Origin of the sequence: Entomomonas sp. E2T0, assembly GCF_025985425.1 — a bacterium.
GTDB lineage: Bacteria > Pseudomonadota > Gammaproteobacteria > Pseudomonadales > Pseudomonadaceae > Entomomonas.
The window spans coordinates 1,548,201-1,565,243 of sequence record NZ_CP094972.1; the positions used below are offsets into that span (position 1 = coordinate 1,548,201).

At 35.2% G+C, this 17,043-nt stretch carries 14 protein-coding genes and 1 pseudogene; 8 read left to right on the forward strand and 7 right to left on the reverse strand.

From position 1 onward, the window contains the following. Positions 1-137: 137 nt before the first annotated feature. Positions 138-563, reverse strand: coding sequence for a helix-turn-helix domain-containing protein (locus MTZ49_RS07400; RefSeq protein ID WP_264747698.1), 426 nt, complete (start codon positions 561-563; stop codon positions 138-140). A 211-nt stretch (positions 564-774) separates the two neighbouring features. Here MTZ49_RS07400 and MTZ49_RS07405 point away from each other — a divergent pair, with 211 nt between their 5' ends. From MTZ49_RS07405 to MTZ49_RS07435, 7 genes are all read left to right on the forward strand, one after another. After that, positions 775-1,101, forward strand: a complete 327-nt coding sequence (locus MTZ49_RS07405) for a hypothetical protein (RefSeq protein ID WP_264747699.1) — start codon at positions 775-777, stop codon at positions 1,099-1,101. A 67-nt stretch (positions 1,102-1,168) separates the two neighbouring features. Then, on the forward strand, positions 1,169-1,636 hold the full coding sequence (locus MTZ49_RS07410; protein ID WP_264747700.1) for a hypothetical protein: 468 nt from the start codon (positions 1,169-1,171) through the stop codon (positions 1,634-1,636). Positions 1,637-1,860: 224 nt separating this feature from the next. Further along, the gene (gene tssI, locus MTZ49_RS07415; protein ID WP_264747701.1) at positions 1,861-4,278 is read left to right on the forward strand and encodes a type VI secretion system tip protein TssI/VgrG; all 2,418 of its coding nucleotides are present in this window, start codon (positions 1,861-1,863) and stop codon (positions 4,276-4,278) included. Positions 4,279-4,291: 13 nt separating this feature from the next. Further along, positions 4,292-5,185: a DUF4123 domain-containing protein gene (locus tag MTZ49_RS07420; RefSeq protein WP_264747702.1), complete on the forward strand. Its 894-nt coding sequence runs from the start codon at positions 4,292-4,294 to the stop codon at positions 5,183-5,185. Continuing rightward, positions 5,182-8,838, forward strand: a complete 3,657-nt coding sequence (locus MTZ49_RS07425; protein WP_264747703.1) for a toxin VasX — start codon at positions 5,182-5,184, stop codon at positions 8,836-8,838. The genes MTZ49_RS07420 and MTZ49_RS07425 overlap by 4 nt, the downstream gene beginning before the upstream one ends. Positions 8,839-8,917: 79 nt before the next feature. After that, positions 8,918-9,400, forward strand: a complete 483-nt coding sequence (locus MTZ49_RS07430) for a hypothetical protein (protein ID WP_264747704.1) — start codon at positions 8,918-8,920, stop codon at positions 9,398-9,400. Between the two features lie 70 nt (positions 9,401-9,470). Further along, on the forward strand, positions 9,471-10,574 hold the full coding sequence (locus MTZ49_RS07435; protein ID WP_264747705.1) for a hypothetical protein: 1,104 nt from the start codon (positions 9,471-9,473) through the stop codon (positions 10,572-10,574). Positions 10,575-10,647: 73 nt separating this feature from the next. On the opposite strand, the pseudogene MTZ49_RS07440 reads toward MTZ49_RS07435, so the two are convergent. The 5 genes and pseudogenes from MTZ49_RS07440 to MTZ49_RS07460 form a co-directional block, all read right to left on the reverse strand. Continuing rightward, a pseudogene (locus MTZ49_RS07440) lies at positions 10,648-10,743 on the reverse strand (ATP-binding protein); the annotation flags it as partial. Positions 10,744-10,844: 101 nt separating this feature from the next. Then, entirely contained in the window at positions 10,845-11,075 is a 231-nt protein-coding gene (locus MTZ49_RS07445; protein ID WP_264747706.1) for a hypothetical protein, read from the reverse strand. Between the two features lie 192 nt (positions 11,076-11,267). Further along, the gene (locus tag MTZ49_RS07450) at positions 11,268-11,543 is read right to left on the reverse strand and encodes a hypothetical protein (protein WP_264747707.1); all 276 of its coding nucleotides are present in this window, start codon (positions 11,541-11,543) and stop codon (positions 11,268-11,270) included. Positions 11,544-12,221: 678 nt separating this feature from the next. Next, on the reverse strand, positions 12,222-13,421 hold the full coding sequence (locus MTZ49_RS07455) for a tyrosine-type recombinase/integrase (RefSeq protein ID WP_264747708.1): 1,200 nt from the start codon (positions 13,419-13,421) through the stop codon (positions 12,222-12,224). 416 nt (positions 13,422-13,837) lie between these two features. Beyond that, complete coding sequence (locus tag MTZ49_RS07460; RefSeq protein ID WP_264747709.1) at positions 13,838-14,017, reverse strand: hypothetical protein; 180 nt, start codon at positions 14,015-14,017, stop codon at positions 13,838-13,840. 696 nt (positions 14,018-14,713) lie between these two features. Here MTZ49_RS07460 and MTZ49_RS07465 point away from each other — a divergent pair. Continuing rightward, entirely contained in the window at positions 14,714-15,934 is a 1,221-nt protein-coding gene (locus MTZ49_RS07465; protein ID WP_264747710.1) for an RtcB family protein, read from the forward strand. A 47-nt stretch (positions 15,935-15,981) separates the two neighbouring features. On the opposite strand, the gene proX is transcribed toward MTZ49_RS07465, so the two are convergent. Continuing rightward, positions 15,982-17,040 carry a glycine betaine/L-proline ABC transporter substrate-binding protein ProX gene (gene proX / locus MTZ49_RS07470; RefSeq protein WP_264747711.1) on the reverse strand — a complete coding sequence of 353 codons (1,059 nt, stop codon included), beginning with the start codon at positions 17,038-17,040 and terminating at the stop codon, positions 15,982-15,984. Positions 17,041-17,043 lie beyond the last annotated feature (3 nt).

Consider the following 17,043-nt stretch of genomic DNA (forward strand, 5'->3'; position numbering starts at 1 on the left):
CTTTTCTTCCTTGAAGAACTGAAGAGTATACTTACATAACAACACAGATAACGCTGTACTTAAAACAGCAGGCTTATATTAATTGTATATAACTTATAAGGTTATATATTACAAGCTATTCACTTTATAATGGATTGTTAATCAATCTTATTAGACTTTAGTCTAACAACTAACTTCTCTACCATATCAATCAACATTTGCTTATCCTCTACAGCAATAGAAGATAACAGAGATTGAAGGTATATAGCCTCATCAGTAGGTCTATTACTGGTTTCTGTGAGTAATTCTGACACAGGACAATCAAATACCTCTGCCATTTCAATGAGGCGTTCCACGGTAGGAATAACAATACCACGTTCTATTCTCGAAACGGCTTCATTACCCAAACCAAGCTTTTCTGCTAATTGTTCTTGTGATAAATCAGCTGCTTTACGGTATTTAGCAATGGCTTTACCTATCATATGGTGCAGTTGAGGTTTTTGTTTCTCTGCGCTTTTAGGTTTTTTTACTGTAGATTTTTTAGCCGATTTTACTGCTTGCGCTTGTTTCGTTTGTTTAGCCAATTTAATACCCTCCATTCATGTTGAATCATCGGGTATTCATGTATTATTTTGAACATCGTAATATGACTATATTCAACCTATATAGTTGAATATTTACTTTTTATGTGGTGAAATAAATAGCGAACTAAATATAGATTCATTTCCAAGTGTTATTTATCTATAAAAGTATTTTATGAAGTTAACCATCTAGTTTTATTTAAGGAGCATATAAATGAGTATAGATCTTGAAGAATATTCCTCTGATCAATTAACCAAGCAAGATTTAATTCAACTTATTGATGATAGAAAATCTTTTAGAGTAGTACAGGTTACTAGTATCTCAACTGTTGTTGGTCGTATAGAAGAAGCTATTGAGTCTCAAGGGTTAAGGTGTAGAGTTTATACTGAGTATAGGTCAGCAGCATTGAGTAGTGCTGTTATCCCGACAGGAGTTACTCAGGCAGTAGGATTATTTTCTGCTATTGGGATAGGGCTACATAATCTTGTTACTTATAATCCAGTGATGGATAGTGTTACTGTAGTATATAAAAAATCATAGTATTCAAATAGTTTTTTGATATTTCTAACTTATCTATTAATTATTTATTTTTAGTAAGGAAATTTCCATGAAAAAATTACTCACTATATTCAGCTTATTATGCTGTTCTGTATTATTTACCCATCATGCTATGGCTGCTCCTAATTTATGGGGATCTAGCTTTGCACAAGGCTTTATTGAATATGGAATTGTTAATGATAAAGGTGATTCTATAATTATTACCTGCAATATAGGAGCAGGTGACGATTATGACAACTCAGTAGCCATATATTTGGCCAGTAATAAGCAATACGAGAATGAAAAAAGTGAACTAGAATTTGTAATTGCGGATGAAAGCTATCCTATCCCCAGTGAAACTGAGACGAGGTCAGGCTCTAATGCATGGGATAGTTTTGTAGGGGCGATTAGTACAGCCACTCAATTTGATGTTTATGTAGATAATAAGAAAATAACGACATTTAGCCCCAAGGCTAACAATGTTAAGAAAGTCTTAAAAGACATGGATTGTAGTTCATTAGTTAATAGATCAGAATAATAGAAACCTTTTTAGTATGAGTATTTATTGATTATATAGCGATAAATACTCATACTAAATAGCCTTAATTAACAATCAGTTAAGGTAGTAAAGATTATAATAATATTTACTGTTTTAGACTAAAGTTTAATGGCATAATAGATGGCTTAATAATGAGTTAATAGATGATAGAGTATTTATTCAATGGTTATTAGCTGTACCAAGGAGTAAAAGGAGTTTAAGGTATGTTTTTTAGTAGTAATACCACCCATTTTACATTGTATGTAGATGGATTAGAGCAAGATCAAAATAGTAACAAACCTATTGATCAAATAACAACTAAGACAAATAATGCAAATTCAACTTTACCTATAGATTTAACCAGTGATTCTGGTGCAAGTGGTTTTAGTGATGCTTTATCAGGTATAGGTGACAAACTATCTTCTTTGTCAGGTGGTTTAACAAGCCTTGATCCGTTTACTGCTTTAAAACAAGCCAACGAATTAAAAACCTCCTTAAACAGCCTAAACAATAGCATTAATGATAATGAAAAACCTAAAAGCGCAGTAGATCGTCTCCAGATATTATCCTTCTCTGGTGTAGAAGGTATCTCTAGTCCTTATGCGTTTGAGCTGGTACTTGTCAATGAATTCGTTCGTTTTGACGTAACGACTTTACTGAGTAAGCCTGTTTTTCTAGCTTTTACTCCAGATGGACGTTCAGGCTCTGGAATTCATGGAATTGTACAATCCGTCAAGCGTGGACCTGTAGGTCAGCATTATGCTCAGTTCTCTATTGTGATTACCCCACGTTTCACTAACTTGATGCGTCGCACCAATCAAAGAAAATTTGTACAGCAGACCACGCCAGATATTATTAAAATTATCTTAGAAGAACACGGCATAATGGAAGGCGCTGAATCAGGATTTGAATATAAACTCAAAGAAACCTATCCAGTAAGAGACTTCTGTGTGCAGTATGACGAAAGTGATTATTCTTTTGTAAGCCGTCTCTGTGAAGAAGAAGGCATTGCCTATTCATTCACTCACTCAGCTAACGCTCACAAAATGATCTTTACCGATGCCATGCCATTCTTCCCAAGCATAGCAGAAGCTGTTAAATTTATGAACGACACAGGCATGGTAGCAGATACTCAAGCTTTAAAATACTTCGACGTCTCCCTTGCCTCCAGAACCCAAACAGCCGCATGGCGTGACTACAACTTCAAAACAGCCAAAATTCCTGAAGGTAGTAGTGAAGGTAAACAAAGTCAAAAGGGTAATGAGGCAACTGAACCAAACTTAGAGTACTATGACTACCCAAGCTCAGGTATGGACAAAGCCAGAAATGATCAACTAGCCAAAGTCCAAATAGAACGTCTTAGAGCAGACCACTTAACAGCTGAGGGGTATAGTGATCGATCAGACTTTCACTCAGGCTACTACATCACCATAGATGGACATCCTAGTCTAGATAGCATGGATGCAGAAAAACCTTGGCTGATTACCCAAATCAAACACAAAGCCTATCAACCCCAAGTATTAGAAGCATTTGGTGGAACAAATAGTGCACAAAACACCCTGCCAAGCCAACTGCATAAATACCTAGACATAGATACTCAGCTAGAATTTCCAATAGATAACCAACAACAAGGTTACTTCAACGTATTCAATGCTATACCCCAAGAAGTATCCTACCGCCCAGCTCTAAGACATCCAAAACCCAAAGTACTTGGTTCCCAAACAGCTGTTGTCACTGGCCCTGCTGGAGAGGAGATTTACTGTGATGAATATGGCAGAGTAAAAATTCAGCTACATTGGGACAGAGAAGGTAGCTATGACGAGAATAGCTCCTATTGGGTAAGGGTAGCCTCTAACTGGGCGCATGATGGCTATGGCACTGTAGTTATACCTAGAGTGGGTATGGAGGTTATGGTCGACTTCTTAGAGGGAGACCCTGATCAACCAATGATCAAAGGAGCAATTCATAATGGAGTTAACAAAGTTCCTTACGACTTACCAGCCAACAAAACCCGAAGCGTCTTCAAAACCTCCAGCTCAAAAGGTGGTGTAGGTTCAAACGAACTACGCATAGAAGATAAAGCAGGCCAAGAACAAATCTTTGTGCAAGCACAAAAAGACTTTGACCACCTCACAAAAAATAACCACACCGTACAAGTGCTCAACAACAGCCATCTTCAAGTTCAAAATGAACACTCAGAAACTATTGTAAAAAACCGTTATCAACACCAACAAAGTGAAGAACACCATCTCACTCAACTAGATCGTAAGACTCAAATACTACAAAACGACCACACTACAGTAGGTATGACCCAACATACCACAGTAGGTACAGTACAAACCATCCAAGCAGGCCAAGAAGTTCACCTTAAAGCAGGAATGAATATAGTAATAGATGGTGGTTTAAGTTTAACCTTAAAAGCAGGTGGACAGCATATTGTATTAAATCCAACAGGAATCTGGATGACCATGCCAGTGTGGACAGGTGGTGTACCTATGGAGGGAACTCCATCTGCTCCATTATTGCCAATGGCAAATGAAAAAGCTGTTGAAGCTACAGTTTCACCAAAAACACAATTAGCAGCATTAATGCAAAAGAAATCGCGTTGCCTAATTTGTGAAGCTGCAAAAAAACAAGCTTAGGAGTAATTGAAAAATGCAAAATACTCCTCAAGACTTAACTGAAAACTATCGCCAGGCAATCCAAAAACTACCTTGGCATACTCACCAAATAACTTTGTTATTAGATGGTATTAATGTTCCTAATATTTTACGTTTAATACATGCGAATAACGCCATTAAACAGTTTTCTGTTTTATATATACAAACCCGTTTTCAAGAGCTAAAAGAAGTTTCACCTTGTTTAATAAAACTTGATAGTTCAACGAGCTATCCGATAGAAAAGTTTTTAGAAAATATAAACAATGAATGGGGGTATTTTTTAGCTAGCCAATCAACTTGGGAAGAGCAAGTTCAATACTTAAAAAGTTTACTTGTTGTAGAGGATGCTTTAACCGAACAGCAAATGCTACTAAAAATTGCTGATCCACAAGTTATGGCAGCACTATTAAGCACTTCAATAGAGGAACAAGATACAACCTTGTTTGGTCCTTTTACAAATATGCTTGCCGCTAATGTAATAGATAAACAGATAAATTACTTACAAAGACCAAACCAACAATTAATCCCTTTAAGTATTCCATATAAGTTAACAGAAAAGCAGGCCAAAGCACTTGACCAAGTAGATATTAAACGGGCTAACCAACAAATCTATGCCCATATGCAAACTTATTTTCCAGAGTTTCTTACTGGTTATGGAAGTGATTATAAAAAAGAAATTGACCTCATAATAAGTCAAGCAGAACAATTCGGTTATACAAGTGTTAAAGAGCAACTTTACTATTTAAATATTCATGGCTATCTGGGAGTAAATGCACTTCAAGAGAATGCACAATTAGCTAGTTTAGTTAAAGCAAAAAATATAGAGTCATTAAAAGACGCCGCACAGTTAGCGAAGCAGCTATCTGAAGATAAAGGAATAGCAGTATGACAATAGATACATCAAAACCAGATCCAAATGAAGCAGCAGGTGCAGCAAATGCAGCAGATAAAACAGCGCCAGCAGTATGTCCATTAAATGATGACTATATTCAATTATTGCCTATTCGTTATGCTTATGTTGAGAACTTAGCAGGTAACCATGAGCACTATGATCAACCTGTTATGGATCAAGCAGGTGAAAATAAAACGTCACAAAATCAACAACAAGCTAATGATTCTACACAAGAAGGTGATGATGCAATAACCCAACTTCCAACTGTTACAGTGTATGGGGGACCTCATCCCGTAGGCTATAGATTTATTCGTGATGGTTGGTTATATATAATAGATGATAAGGATAACCGTATTCGTGAGTATGTTTTAAAAGATGGTGTTGTAGTACAACGTACCTACAAAGGCATAGGGCCAGCCATTTATCCAATTACTCGTGATAGCTATGACAAAATAGAGCAAGAGGATAGTAAAGAACTACGAATTATCTTTAAAAAAGATCGCAAAATATATATAAGTTACTCACAAGTACAATGGACTACTGCTAAATGCGTGCAAATGAGTAAAAGAGCAGAACGAAAAATGTTCATGCAAGAGGTGGATTTAGCTAATGTGAGTTGTGAGCATGTAGGAAAACACCTACTGACACGTGAACAAGCAGAAGAATCAATAGCAGAAGTAGCAGAAGAGTATCAACCACCAGAACATCCAACAGAGTTTGAAACAGAGTGTACAGCTTATAGTTGGACGGTAACGCCTTTTGCTAAAGCCTCTATTGGTAAATTGACTAGCCAAGTAAAACAGCAATATGAGCAAAAAGGTAATTATCTTTTTGTGGCTGTATATGATTATATTGGCATGATGTTAGATTTAGAAAATGAGCAACAACTGGTAGCTAAATGGTTAGGGGATTGGGCAGAAAAAGATAATAATAGCTTAAAATACAATGTAGGCAACTATATTGATTCCACCTTAACAATAACTCCAAATAATGCAGCCCAAAAAGGGGCAGGGTCTTGGATATCATCATTACCACCAGAAAAACAACAAGCGATTTATGATTATGTCAATGAAAGCATCAAAGTAGATCAGGAAATTACAAAAATCATTGATGAAAAAAGGGCTGCATATGCTAGTTCTGCTGAACTAGAGCGGACAGTTATGGAATATCCAGGCTATGTCACGCTTGAAGAAAAGAAACAAGCAATGATAGATATTCTTGGTAAAGAGGAATATGAGGCACATAAGGATGAGATTAATGAGCTTCGAAAAAATCAAGAGTTACATTATGATGGTAAGTTTTGGTTTGGTAGGGGTGTAAACCAGTTAGTTAATTTAGAAACAATGAAAAGCTACTTAGCCATCAATCGTGAAAAATATAATGGTTGGCAGAATCGCTTAGAAATCGTTACCAATGCTCGTTGCTCCTTATATACTAATCGATATCATATGACAACTTGGTATTATGATAATAATGATGAAGAGCAACATAAGGCAGTGCTGTTATTAGAAAAAGCTGTATTACAAGATATCCAACGTAATGATAGAAGTATTAATACACTGGCAGAGTTTTTAGATAAAAATCCATACTATGTATTTCCTGCCTTTCAAACTAACTTTACGGTAGATTATTTTACAAAAACAATTCCTGAGGTTACCAAGTGGCTTAATGATACGAATAATCTTATTCAATCAACCATTAATAACGAAGCCACACCGCTTCAGCAACTTGAACAAAGAATGGGCAATAATTATTGGCGACAGTTATATCATGCCTCAGGTGATCTAGCAGAACTGCAAAGAATACATAGCCTTAATTTAAGTGCTGCAGTTAACCAGAATTTAGCAAACTTTATCACAGAAACAACAAGACCATTATTAAATGAAGCTGGACAAACACGTTTCAACACTGCTTTAGCACACTATGAACATATGGTTAATAGTATGGGGCTTAGTGCACGTGCCAGCTTTTTGTTAGAAATAAGAAGAGTAGGACATGTTTATATAAGTGATCTACCACAAGCTAATGCTAATGCAAGTAAAGCACTTAATGATATTAATAGATGGCTTGGACAAATTCAAACTAATACCACTACCCTTAATAGTAAAATAGCAGAACGAAACCGCCTTCAAGATCCTAACTCTGCAGAGTCAAGACAACTACGCACGCTACGAGAGCGTCAAGCAGCTAATAGAAGATTAACCAGAGAGATTACTCGGTTACAAAATGAAAATAGTACCTTACATACACAGATAGGAAGTCGCGAACAGCATTTAATGCAATATATTAGTCCATTAAATGCAGGCGAAGCCCATGCAAGCTTACGGTTTACCATTTCAGCAGAACAACAAGCAGCGCTTGACTATGAGCAAAGAGCTTTACGATCACGCTTCTGGCGAGGCTATGGAGAGGGTTTTCCAGCAGTAGGTGAATCGCTAAGAAGTGTTGCTTTACCTACGATACTATTGGCATTTAGTATTTTTAACTTAAGTAATGCTTGGACTCAGTTTAATCGAGACAAAGCAGTTAATGGAGTAACATTAGTTAATCTTGCTGATATGGCAGGTAGTATTACAGGAACACTGGGGGCAGTGGCATCAGTCTGGGAGGCTGCTCACTCATTATTATTAAATAGAGTACTGCAACGTGTTAATGCGATGGGTAATAATCTAGCAGGTGCTCAGTTATTGGGTAGATTAGGTAGATTAAATATATTATTAGGTGGGGCTGGGCAGTTTTTTGGTGGTTTTGCTAACTATATCACCTTATTTACCACCTTTAATAAATGGTATGAAGGGATAATGAGTGGTGATACAGGTAAAGCCACAGGGGCGGCAATGTCACTCTTTGCTAATGTGGGTAATGCCGCTGTTAGTACCTATGGACTTTATCAAACAACTGTAACTGGCTTAGCAATAGCGCGAGAGCTTCGTGCTGGACAAATTGCAGTCCGTGCAGTATGGGCAGTGCGTGGCGCCAGATATGCTACCATGATAGGTCGAGTAACGCCTGTAGGGTTATTATTAACAGCGGTACAGCTGATAGGTGAGGGGATTTATAATTATTATGACCTTTCCGAAGTACAGGATTGGTTTGAGAAAAGTTATTGGGGGAAAAAGAATCGGGGTTGGAATCAAGAGCAACATAATCAAATATTGGCGGAGGCGCTGCTTAAACCAATTATTATTGATCAAGGGGTAAAAGAGGTTGAGGGTAAAAACTATCGAGTTTTACAAACTATATTCCCTGGTCAAATGCAAAATACCCTAGTAAGTAAACCAATAAAATGGCAAGCACAATGGTTGTATAATATGCTTGATAACCCAGATGTGGATATAACGATTGGCGAAAATTTAAAACAAACTACTAAGCTAATTGGTGAGAGTGTGGTAGTGTTAGAATGGAAGCTACCTTGGCTACCACAAAATGAATGGTCTTCAGCTCAAGAAAATACTTTGCATTTAAGACTGTTTTATCAACCAGATATGGCTAATCAAACACTGGGCGGGGAACAATATGGGCTTGGGTATAAAGTACCATTACGAAAATGGGATATGGATACTAGCAAAAAAGTAGAACAAATAGCAGGAAATGAAATGAGAATAAGGAATAATATACCAACCATTATTTATCCAACAGGGCACCTATAATGACAAAAACTAATACACTTTAGATTTAAAAATTATTTTAGTGATATTGATATAAACCTACCTATAAGGTAATTGATTAATGCAAAAGATATTAACGCTTTTATTAACTATTTTTTTAATAATCGGTTGTACTAAAAAAGTAGAATTGGATGTGCTACCAAATGATACCTATAGTCGTATTAGTAAAATTATGCCGCTTCAAAATGCTGATTTTAATACAGAATATAGCTCTTATTTAAGCAAAGAACTACCTCAAAGTGTAATGGGAATAGATACCCGTAATTTACAAATAGAAAGCGTAAGATATGATTTTGATAAAAGAAATAGATTATGTGCTTTTTATATGACTATTATAGGTAAAGAAAGTGCTGATAAACTGATTGCTAGAATTGATAGTGATAATAGATTTTTACGCCTTAGAGAAGACTTAGGTATGTGGGCGATAAATACAGAAGAACTAGCAGAAAGTTCTTCTCAAGTGCATGTGCTTTATGATTTAAATGATACGAATAAAGCGGTCATGTCTCTGGAGGAGTTTGGGCAATGTTACAATAAATACTGACAAGCTTAAACATTATTTTTATTTTAAAAAATAATATATTAATCACTATTTATCCAACAGGTCACCTCTAATGACAGGAGTTAACACCCCATACCCAACGGCAGGTATTCAGAGCAAAGGTCTAACCACTAGATATTTAGCTTTAGCTCCTTTACCAATACCTACAGGTTATCCACCTATAGTGCAAATTGCAGACCTAAAACAAGCTACAGCAACCTATATGGACTATGGTAAAGGTAATTATTGGGGGTTTGAATTTGGCGTGAGGGCACAAATTTCATGGTTTATGATGTTGTTTTTTGCACTTTTTGCAATGCATATAGTCGTTGCTGCAACGGACTCTTATCCTTTTTTTTATGCTTTTTTTATTTATGTAGGGCCTGTGATGCTACAGCTATATGCCTATAGCTTAGGTGGCTCATTTTTATTTTTTAGTTTTATTACTATTAGTGGCTATTTTAAAGCAGCAAAACAAATTCCTTTACGTTTTAATCGAGAACGAAGAGAAGTTTGTGCGGTAGTGGGAAAAGAAGTTTTTATTGCTCCTTGGGAAAGTATTAGTGTTCAGCTAGAAACAGCCTTATTAATGAGTCAATATTCTGCTACTCAGCATGTTACTTTAACTTTCCAAATTCCTGATATTAACACAGGTCGTCAGGCTACCTATAGTATGGGGTATGGTGTTGAAGGACTTGCCATCGCAGATTGGGAAGCAATAAGAGTATTTATGGAGTATGGTCTGGAAACTTTAAAAAAACAAACAGGAACCCCTGATCTATTAGAACCAGAAGCACTAAAAAAAATAAAAGCTAATCCACAACCGACCTTTGACTATTACTATAAATTAGCCCAGCAATGCCAAGAAGGAAGCCTTGAATATTTTTATGTTATAAAAAATCAGAATAAATACAGTGACAGTAAAGTAGGTTATTTTTTTTGGATCGTTGGTCATATATTAAGCGGCTGGACCTTTCCTTGTCATCTAGCCGAATGGTTAAATAGAAAAAACTTTGTTAAACGCCCAAAGGCTATGCTAACGTGGTCACAACCTATTGCTAAAGAGCAATGGGAAAAACCAAGTTTAGAACTTATTGAACAAAGTAATATTTTACTAGCTACTTATGGTAAAAATAATATTAATAATTTAAAAGATTATTTTAGTTGTCAATGCTAATTTAAAAATACACCAGTGGCTAAAGCAAAAATGCACCACTTAACGAGTAGTTATTTATCTATTTTATAATTCTTTAAGAATGATTTTTAAATAGATAGGAGTCATTACCTATTTCAATGATGTCACAATGATGAACTAGCCTATCTAATAAAGCTGCTGTCTTTTTTTCATCAGCAAATAAAGTAGCTCATTCAGAGAAGACTAAGTTTAGTAATAATATTAACTTGCTCTACATCTGATATGAGTTAGTACAAGTGAGTTAATCGCTACTTACCTACTATTTAATGGAGGTACTTTCTTGTTATTTTTTTTATGCTGTTGTTTAATTAATTTATTGGTATAAGCACGTCCTCGACTACACTGCCATGTTAACCAATAAACTAATTCATACAGTTCTAGTAGTTGCATTTGCTCTATAAATTTCTTTTTCCAAGTATGTGCACTGGAAAAACTTATTTGTACTTGTTTGGCTAGTTGTATATTACTTTTGCCCTGTATCATTCCTTCTATAAAGGGTAGCCATTTTTCTATATGGAACAATTTTTTAATGGGAGAGTGATCTAACAAACTAAAAAATTGTTTACAACGACCACAATAAAATGAAGGGCGATGCCTGTGGCGTATTCCTTCCTTATCTGCTGAACCTGTTTTTACTCGATTGATAGGAAAATTACCACAATAAGGACAAGTCGCTTATGATTGCTCAATAAGCTGTTTTAACCAATTAGTAAAATACTGATATTCGTTTTCTACCTGTGGAGAGAGTCTACGATCAATATAATCTTGATGGGGTTTCCACCATTGATATAGTGCAGGAAATTGCTCGGCAATAAGTTTGTCTAAAATTCTTGCTCTGCCTGTACTTGCTTTGATAGATAACCCTGTTATTTCACTAATCTCATTAGTAGATTTACCTGCCAAGCGCAATTTAGCAAAATCACCCCATAACTCTAAATACTGCATCCGCATAAAGAGAGTCCCCGTTATTTGAGTAAAACTTCTTTTACATGATTTACAATAATAAAGTGTTAAACCATTTTTGTTGTGTCTTGATATATTACTCAACGTAATATGACTACTATTACAATGTTTACAATGGGTTGGTTGTAAAAAAGGATAAACTGTTAAATACTCAACGATAGTATTAGCCTCATTCCAAAGTGATTGAGGAATAATAATATAATAATCTGGCTGTTTTTTTTGTCATGATAATAATAGAAATCTCTCGCCTATATGACCTAGCTTTAAAGATACATGTCTATATTTGAAATATACCCTAAAGCTAGCATGTGTGATTTATACATTGATGTAATAACATATTTATAATAGTTTTATTAAGATATTTTAGACCTACCTATTCAAGTTAACAATTATTAATTAAAAAGGGATGTATTTTTGTTTTAGCATTATTATATTTATATTTGCTGGTGTACTTTTACATTAGTATTAATACAAAGAGCATCATCTCCCCATTAATCGTAATAATTAACAGAATGTTATAACATTACTTATACGGTCATATCAAAGTACTATATGGTTCACTTTGGGTTTTATTTTGATAAAATCTCCTCTAATTTTTTATCTAATTTAGCCCAAGCTTCTTGCTTTTCTTCTTTATATTCATACTTTAGATAATGTCTTCTTACCTTAGAGCTTGCCTAGACAGATCTCAGCCCAAGCTTCCATCATAGGTTTACGCTGTTCTAATAAATCAGTTCGATGATAAGCTGCTTCCACTTGATTTTGAATAGTATGAGCTAATGCTCGCTCTGCTAAATCCCTAGCATAACCATTTTCACTACACCAATTCCTAAAGCTTGATCTAAAACCGTGGGCAGTAGCTAACCGACCTGTGGTATCACTTTGAGCTTCCATTCTCCTCAATAACTGAGTCAGTGCCATATCACTCATAATGGTTTTCTTTTTTACTGAAGGAAAAACTAATACCTCATCTAATCCTTTTAATCTATTTAAAATCTCAACGGTTCTCGTTGATAGTGGAACTCTATGCTCAATACCTGCCTTCATTCGATTAGCAGGAATTGTCCATACTTTATCTTTAAAATTGACTTCCTGCCATTTCATTCCTCTGACCTCACCTGAACGGCAAGCTGTTAAAATAAGAAACTCCAACATCAAATGAGAAATAATAATATTTTCATTCTTTAATTTTACTAAAAACTCAGGAATATCGCGCCAAGGCATAGAAGGCTGATGCTTAATCATAGCCTTTCTACTTCCCATATTAGGTAATAAATACTGTACACTATCCACAGGATTATACTTAGCAAATTTATAAGCAATAGCCCAAGCCATAACAGCATGTATACGTTGTTTCAAACGAGAAGCGGTCTCATGTTTAGATAACCAAATAGGTTTTAAAACAAGCTCAATATCCTCAACCTCAATTACATCTACTAACTTATTCCCTATAACAGGAAAAGCATACTGCTTTAATGTATTAATCCACTGTTGACCATGCTTCTTATTCTTCCAACTAGGTAATAAATTCTCGTAAAGCTTAAAAGCAGCCTCTTCAAAAGAAGGAACAACCTTATCAACTCTTTTAGCAACCTGCTGTTTATCCTCTAAAGGATCTTCACCATTAGCTAACCTAACCCTAAATTCACTGGCTTTAACAGCCACCTCAGCGATACTTACATCAGGATAAGGACCTAAACCTGCTTTCCTTCTCTTACCAGTGACAGGGCTGACATAACGTAAAATCCACTTGCCACGTCCTTTTGTTTTGGCAGGCCACAAGCTTAAACCAGTAACACCACCATGAGGTAAAGGATTGTCATCAGGGCTAATCCTTTTAGCTTTAAGATCAGTTAAAATTGCCATACAAATACATCCATAAAAGGAGGGCCATTTAGAGGGCCATTAAATAATGATTTTAATTATACCAAATCAAACTATATTAAATAGTTAAAATATATAATATATTACTATATAATAGGTTGTAGGAAATAAATTAAATTAAACAGGAATATATTGGAATATAAAATGACGGACTGCGCTTCCGCCATTTAAGTATAAAAACCCTTGTATCATTATATGTACAAGGGTTTTTTATTGCCTGTTATTTATCCATGAAAGTACAGTTGTTTCCTATCTTTATTACTGTTATTGCATTATTCATATTCTATGGGTACAGCTTCCTGGCTATTCCTTAATACAAACTATTTTTGCTATATCTATTTTGTGGGGTAAATAACTTTCTAACGAAGTGATTTGATAAATTTTGGGTAGGTCACTCGTTAGGAATTAGTAGGTTCAGAGTGATTAGATGGTGGCTTATCACCTGAGTTTATTGTTTCAGAGTGCTGTGTTGTAGGTGAAATATTATTGTAAGTTTCCTTATGTTTTCCTTCACATTCATAAACTGTAATGCAGCCTGCTAAAATTAGCAGGCTAAAAAGTATTGATATTTTAAGCATAATATCTCCTTATCTATAATAAAGAGCACAGTTTGCTAAGAAGTTACAAAGTAATAAAGTTGCGATAATAAAATAATATTTTTTCATGATTAATCCTTGCTATTAAATGGAAAAGGTGTTTTGTGAGTTAGGTTTCTATTTCATAGAACTAATTTTTATAAATATAAGGTGTGCAGTTGAATCCAATCATTTCTGAAATAGGGTTTGGGTAATTATTAATTAGGATTTATTTTATTGAATATAACTTTTTGATTCTTTTTGCTTAAACAAGAATATTTATAAAATGATATTAAAGCTATTAATAGAAAAACAAGAAATAATCTAAATGAGTAATAAGTGGTTATAAAAATATATATTAAATTATAAAATATTATATGTTTTTAAGGATATGATGATAAATATTCTAATTCTATTTTTTGTTTTCATTATGTTTTTTAATAAGTTATTTTTTATTTTAAGGGTTGGCACAACTTCTGCAATACATAATATGTAAGTTAAATAAATTTGGCGAATGCTAATGGAATTACATAGATAACTGCTAGGTTGTGGGTTCGAATCCCATCTCTTCTATCAATGGGGGAGTAGCTCAACAGGTAGAGCAAGCAAAGTAAATATTTCATCGCCCCAAGTCACAGCACTCTATAACCTTGGCAGGTATTAAGTAGTTTGCAACGTATTGTTTAATAGGAAATAAAAATGGAAAAGAAAACATATAATTTATTAGAAGTTGCCAATGGTAAGCCTATTAAGATGTGGACACAGGGTGTGCCTGTGGAAGATGATGCGCGTCAACAACTAATGGATACTGCCAAAATGCCTTTTATTTTTAAACATCTTGCGGTTATGCCAGATGTGCATTTAGGAAAAGGTTCTACGATTGGTAGTGTTATTCCTACAGTTGGCGCTATTATTCCAGCAGCAGTGGGTGTTGATATAGGTTGTGGAATGATTGCAGCGTGTACTTCATTAATGGCGAGTGATTTACCAGATAGTTTATTGGCAATTAGAACTGCCATTGAAAAAGCTGTACCACATGGAAGAACAACTGGACGTAATGATAGGGGTGCTTGGTCTAAGGCAACTACTGAAGTAGATAACACATGGCAGATTTTAGCTGATCGATTTAAGGTGATTACAGATAAATATCCTAAATTAGCAGATACTAATAATCGTCTACATTTAGGTACTTTAGGAACAGGTAATCACTTTATTGAAGTATGTTTAGATGAAGCTGATCATGTATGGTTTATGTTGCATAGTGGTTCGCGTGGTGTAGGGAATGCTATTGGTCGGTTATTTATTGAGTTAGCTCAAGATGATATGAGAGAGCATATTGCTAATTTGCCAAATAGAGATTTGGCTTATTTAAAAGAAGGGACTAAACATTATGATGATTATGTTGAGGCAGTAAGCTGGGCTCAAGATTTTGCACGATTAAATCGTGAGTTAATGATGCTAAATGTGATTAAAGCAGTTAGAACAGTAATTACTAAACCATTTGAGACACATTTAGAGGCAGTGAATTGTCATCATAACTATGTGCAAAAAGAGCAGCATTTCGGGCAAGAAGTATTAGTTACTCGTAAAGGTGCAGTATCTGCTCATAAGGGGCAATTAGGAATTATTCCAGGGTCTATGGGAGCAAAAAGTTATATTGTTCGAGGTTTAGGCAATGAGGAGGCGTTTTGTTCTTGTAGTCATGGAGCAGGACGTACTATGAGTCGAACTAAGGCTAAGAAAATGTTTACAGTCGCTGATCAAATCAAGGCAACTGCTCATGTGGAATGCCGAAAAGATGAAGATGTGATTGATGAAATTCCTATGGCTTATAAGGATATTGATGCTGTGATGGAAGCTCAAAGTGAATTAGTAGAAGTATTACATACTTTAAAACAAGTGGTTTGTGTTAAAGGGTAATTAAAAGAAAGCCTCTAAATTTTAGAGGCTTTCTTTATGCTGAATTATTATTTAGCTGCTTCTAAAGCTTGTTGTATCCAACCATCAAAGGTTGCTTGATGTGCTTTGATCCAACCATCTACATGACGATTGATAACCACTGTCGAGCTCTCTCCTTGGCGCATACGTAAATTTTGTGCATTAATATCAGTTACGGGTAACTGCATAATAGCAAACAACTTCGCCGCAGCAGGATTTTCTTCAGCAAATTTGCGATTGGCTACGATATGTTGAGTACTAACTGGGAAACCATAATTTTTACCGTTTGGTAGTACAGTTTTAATATCTTTTTGATTACTAGGTAGTGAGGTAAAGGGAACTTCTAACCAAATCACATCTTTACCAGGCACTAATACAGCACTTACCCAGTAAGGTGTCCAAGTATAGTAAAAAATAGGCTTACCTTCGCGATAGCGAGAAATAGTGTCAGCCATCATAGCAGGATAGCTACCCATATTATGCTTTACCGTATCCCGTAATTTATAAGCATCCATTTGGTGTTCAATGCTTTCTTGGCAGCCCCAGCCTGGCGTGCAGCCAGTTAAATCTGCTTTGCCATCACCATTACTATCAAATAATTTAGCAATTTTAGGGTCTTTGAATTGATCAATATTGGTGATGTTATATTTTTCTGCTGTGGCTTTATCAATTAGATAACCTTGTAATGAATTGTTAGAGTAGACACCTTTACGGTACAGTGTTTTATCGCCACCTACTGCATTGTAAAAATTATCATGTAGTGGTACCCAAGCATCAGCTAAGAAAGTGGCATCACCTGTAGCAATTGCTTGATAAGCAATATTATATTCTGCAACATTGATAGGTTTTACTGTGTAGCCTAGCTTTTCTAAGGCGCGCATAACAAGCTGAGTTTGAAATGTTTCTTCAGCAATAGAGCTTTTCATTGGGGTAACTGTAACACCTTTACCAGGTAAGTCTGCCGCTAATACGGATGTAGCTGCTAATGCCAAGGTTGTAGCACCTGCAAATAATATATTACGAGCAGATTTTAGAAAAAAGCTTTTTGGTTTTTTGCTTTGATTCTGCAAAATAGTAATTTGATTCATTTT

What these genes read in the sequence shown, in the direction of transcription:
- MTZ49_RS07405 (WP_264747699.1), top strand. Translation starts at nt 775, where the DNA reads ATGAGTATAGATCTTGAAGAATATTCCTCTGATCAATTAACCAAGCAA.
- MTZ49_RS07410 (WP_264747700.1), top strand. Translation starts at nt 1,169, where the DNA reads ATGAAAAAATTACTCACTATATTCAGCTTATTATGCTGTTCTGTATTA.
- tssI (WP_264747701.1), top strand. Translation starts at nt 1,861, where the DNA reads ATGTTTTTTAGTAGTAATACCACCCATTTTACATTGTATGTAGATGGA.
- MTZ49_RS07420 (WP_264747702.1), top strand. Translation starts at nt 4,292, where the DNA reads ATGCAAAATACTCCTCAAGACTTAACTGAAAACTATCGCCAGGCAATC.
- MTZ49_RS07425 (WP_264747703.1), top strand. Translation starts at nt 5,182, where the DNA reads ATGACAATAGATACATCAAAACCAGATCCAAATGAAGCAGCAGGTGCA.
- MTZ49_RS07430 (WP_264747704.1), top strand. Translation starts at nt 8,918, where the DNA reads ATGCAAAAGATATTAACGCTTTTATTAACTATTTTTTTAATAATCGGT.
- MTZ49_RS07435 (WP_264747705.1), top strand. Translation starts at nt 9,471, where the DNA reads ATGACAGGAGTTAACACCCCATACCCAACGGCAGGTATTCAGAGCAAA.
- MTZ49_RS07445 (WP_264747706.1), bottom strand. Translation starts at nt 11,075, where the DNA reads ATGATACAGGGCAAAAGTAATATACAACTAGCCAAACAAGTACAAATA.
- MTZ49_RS07450 (WP_264747707.1), bottom strand. Translation starts at nt 11,543, where the DNA reads ATGCGGATGCAGTATTTAGAGTTATGGGGTGATTTTGCTAAATTGCGC.
- MTZ49_RS07455 (WP_264747708.1), bottom strand. Translation starts at nt 13,421, where the DNA reads ATGGCAATTTTAACTGATCTTAAAGCTAAAAGGATTAGCCCTGATGAC.
- MTZ49_RS07460 (WP_264747709.1), bottom strand. Translation starts at nt 14,017, where the DNA reads ATGCTTAAAATATCAATACTTTTTAGCCTGCTAATTTTAGCAGGCTGC.
- MTZ49_RS07465 (WP_264747710.1), top strand. Translation starts at nt 14,714, where the DNA reads ATGGAAAAGAAAACATATAATTTATTAGAAGTTGCCAATGGTAAGCCT.
- proX (WP_264747711.1), bottom strand. Translation starts at nt 17,040, where the DNA reads ATGAATCAAATTACTATTTTGCAGAATCAAAGCAAAAAACCAAAAAGC.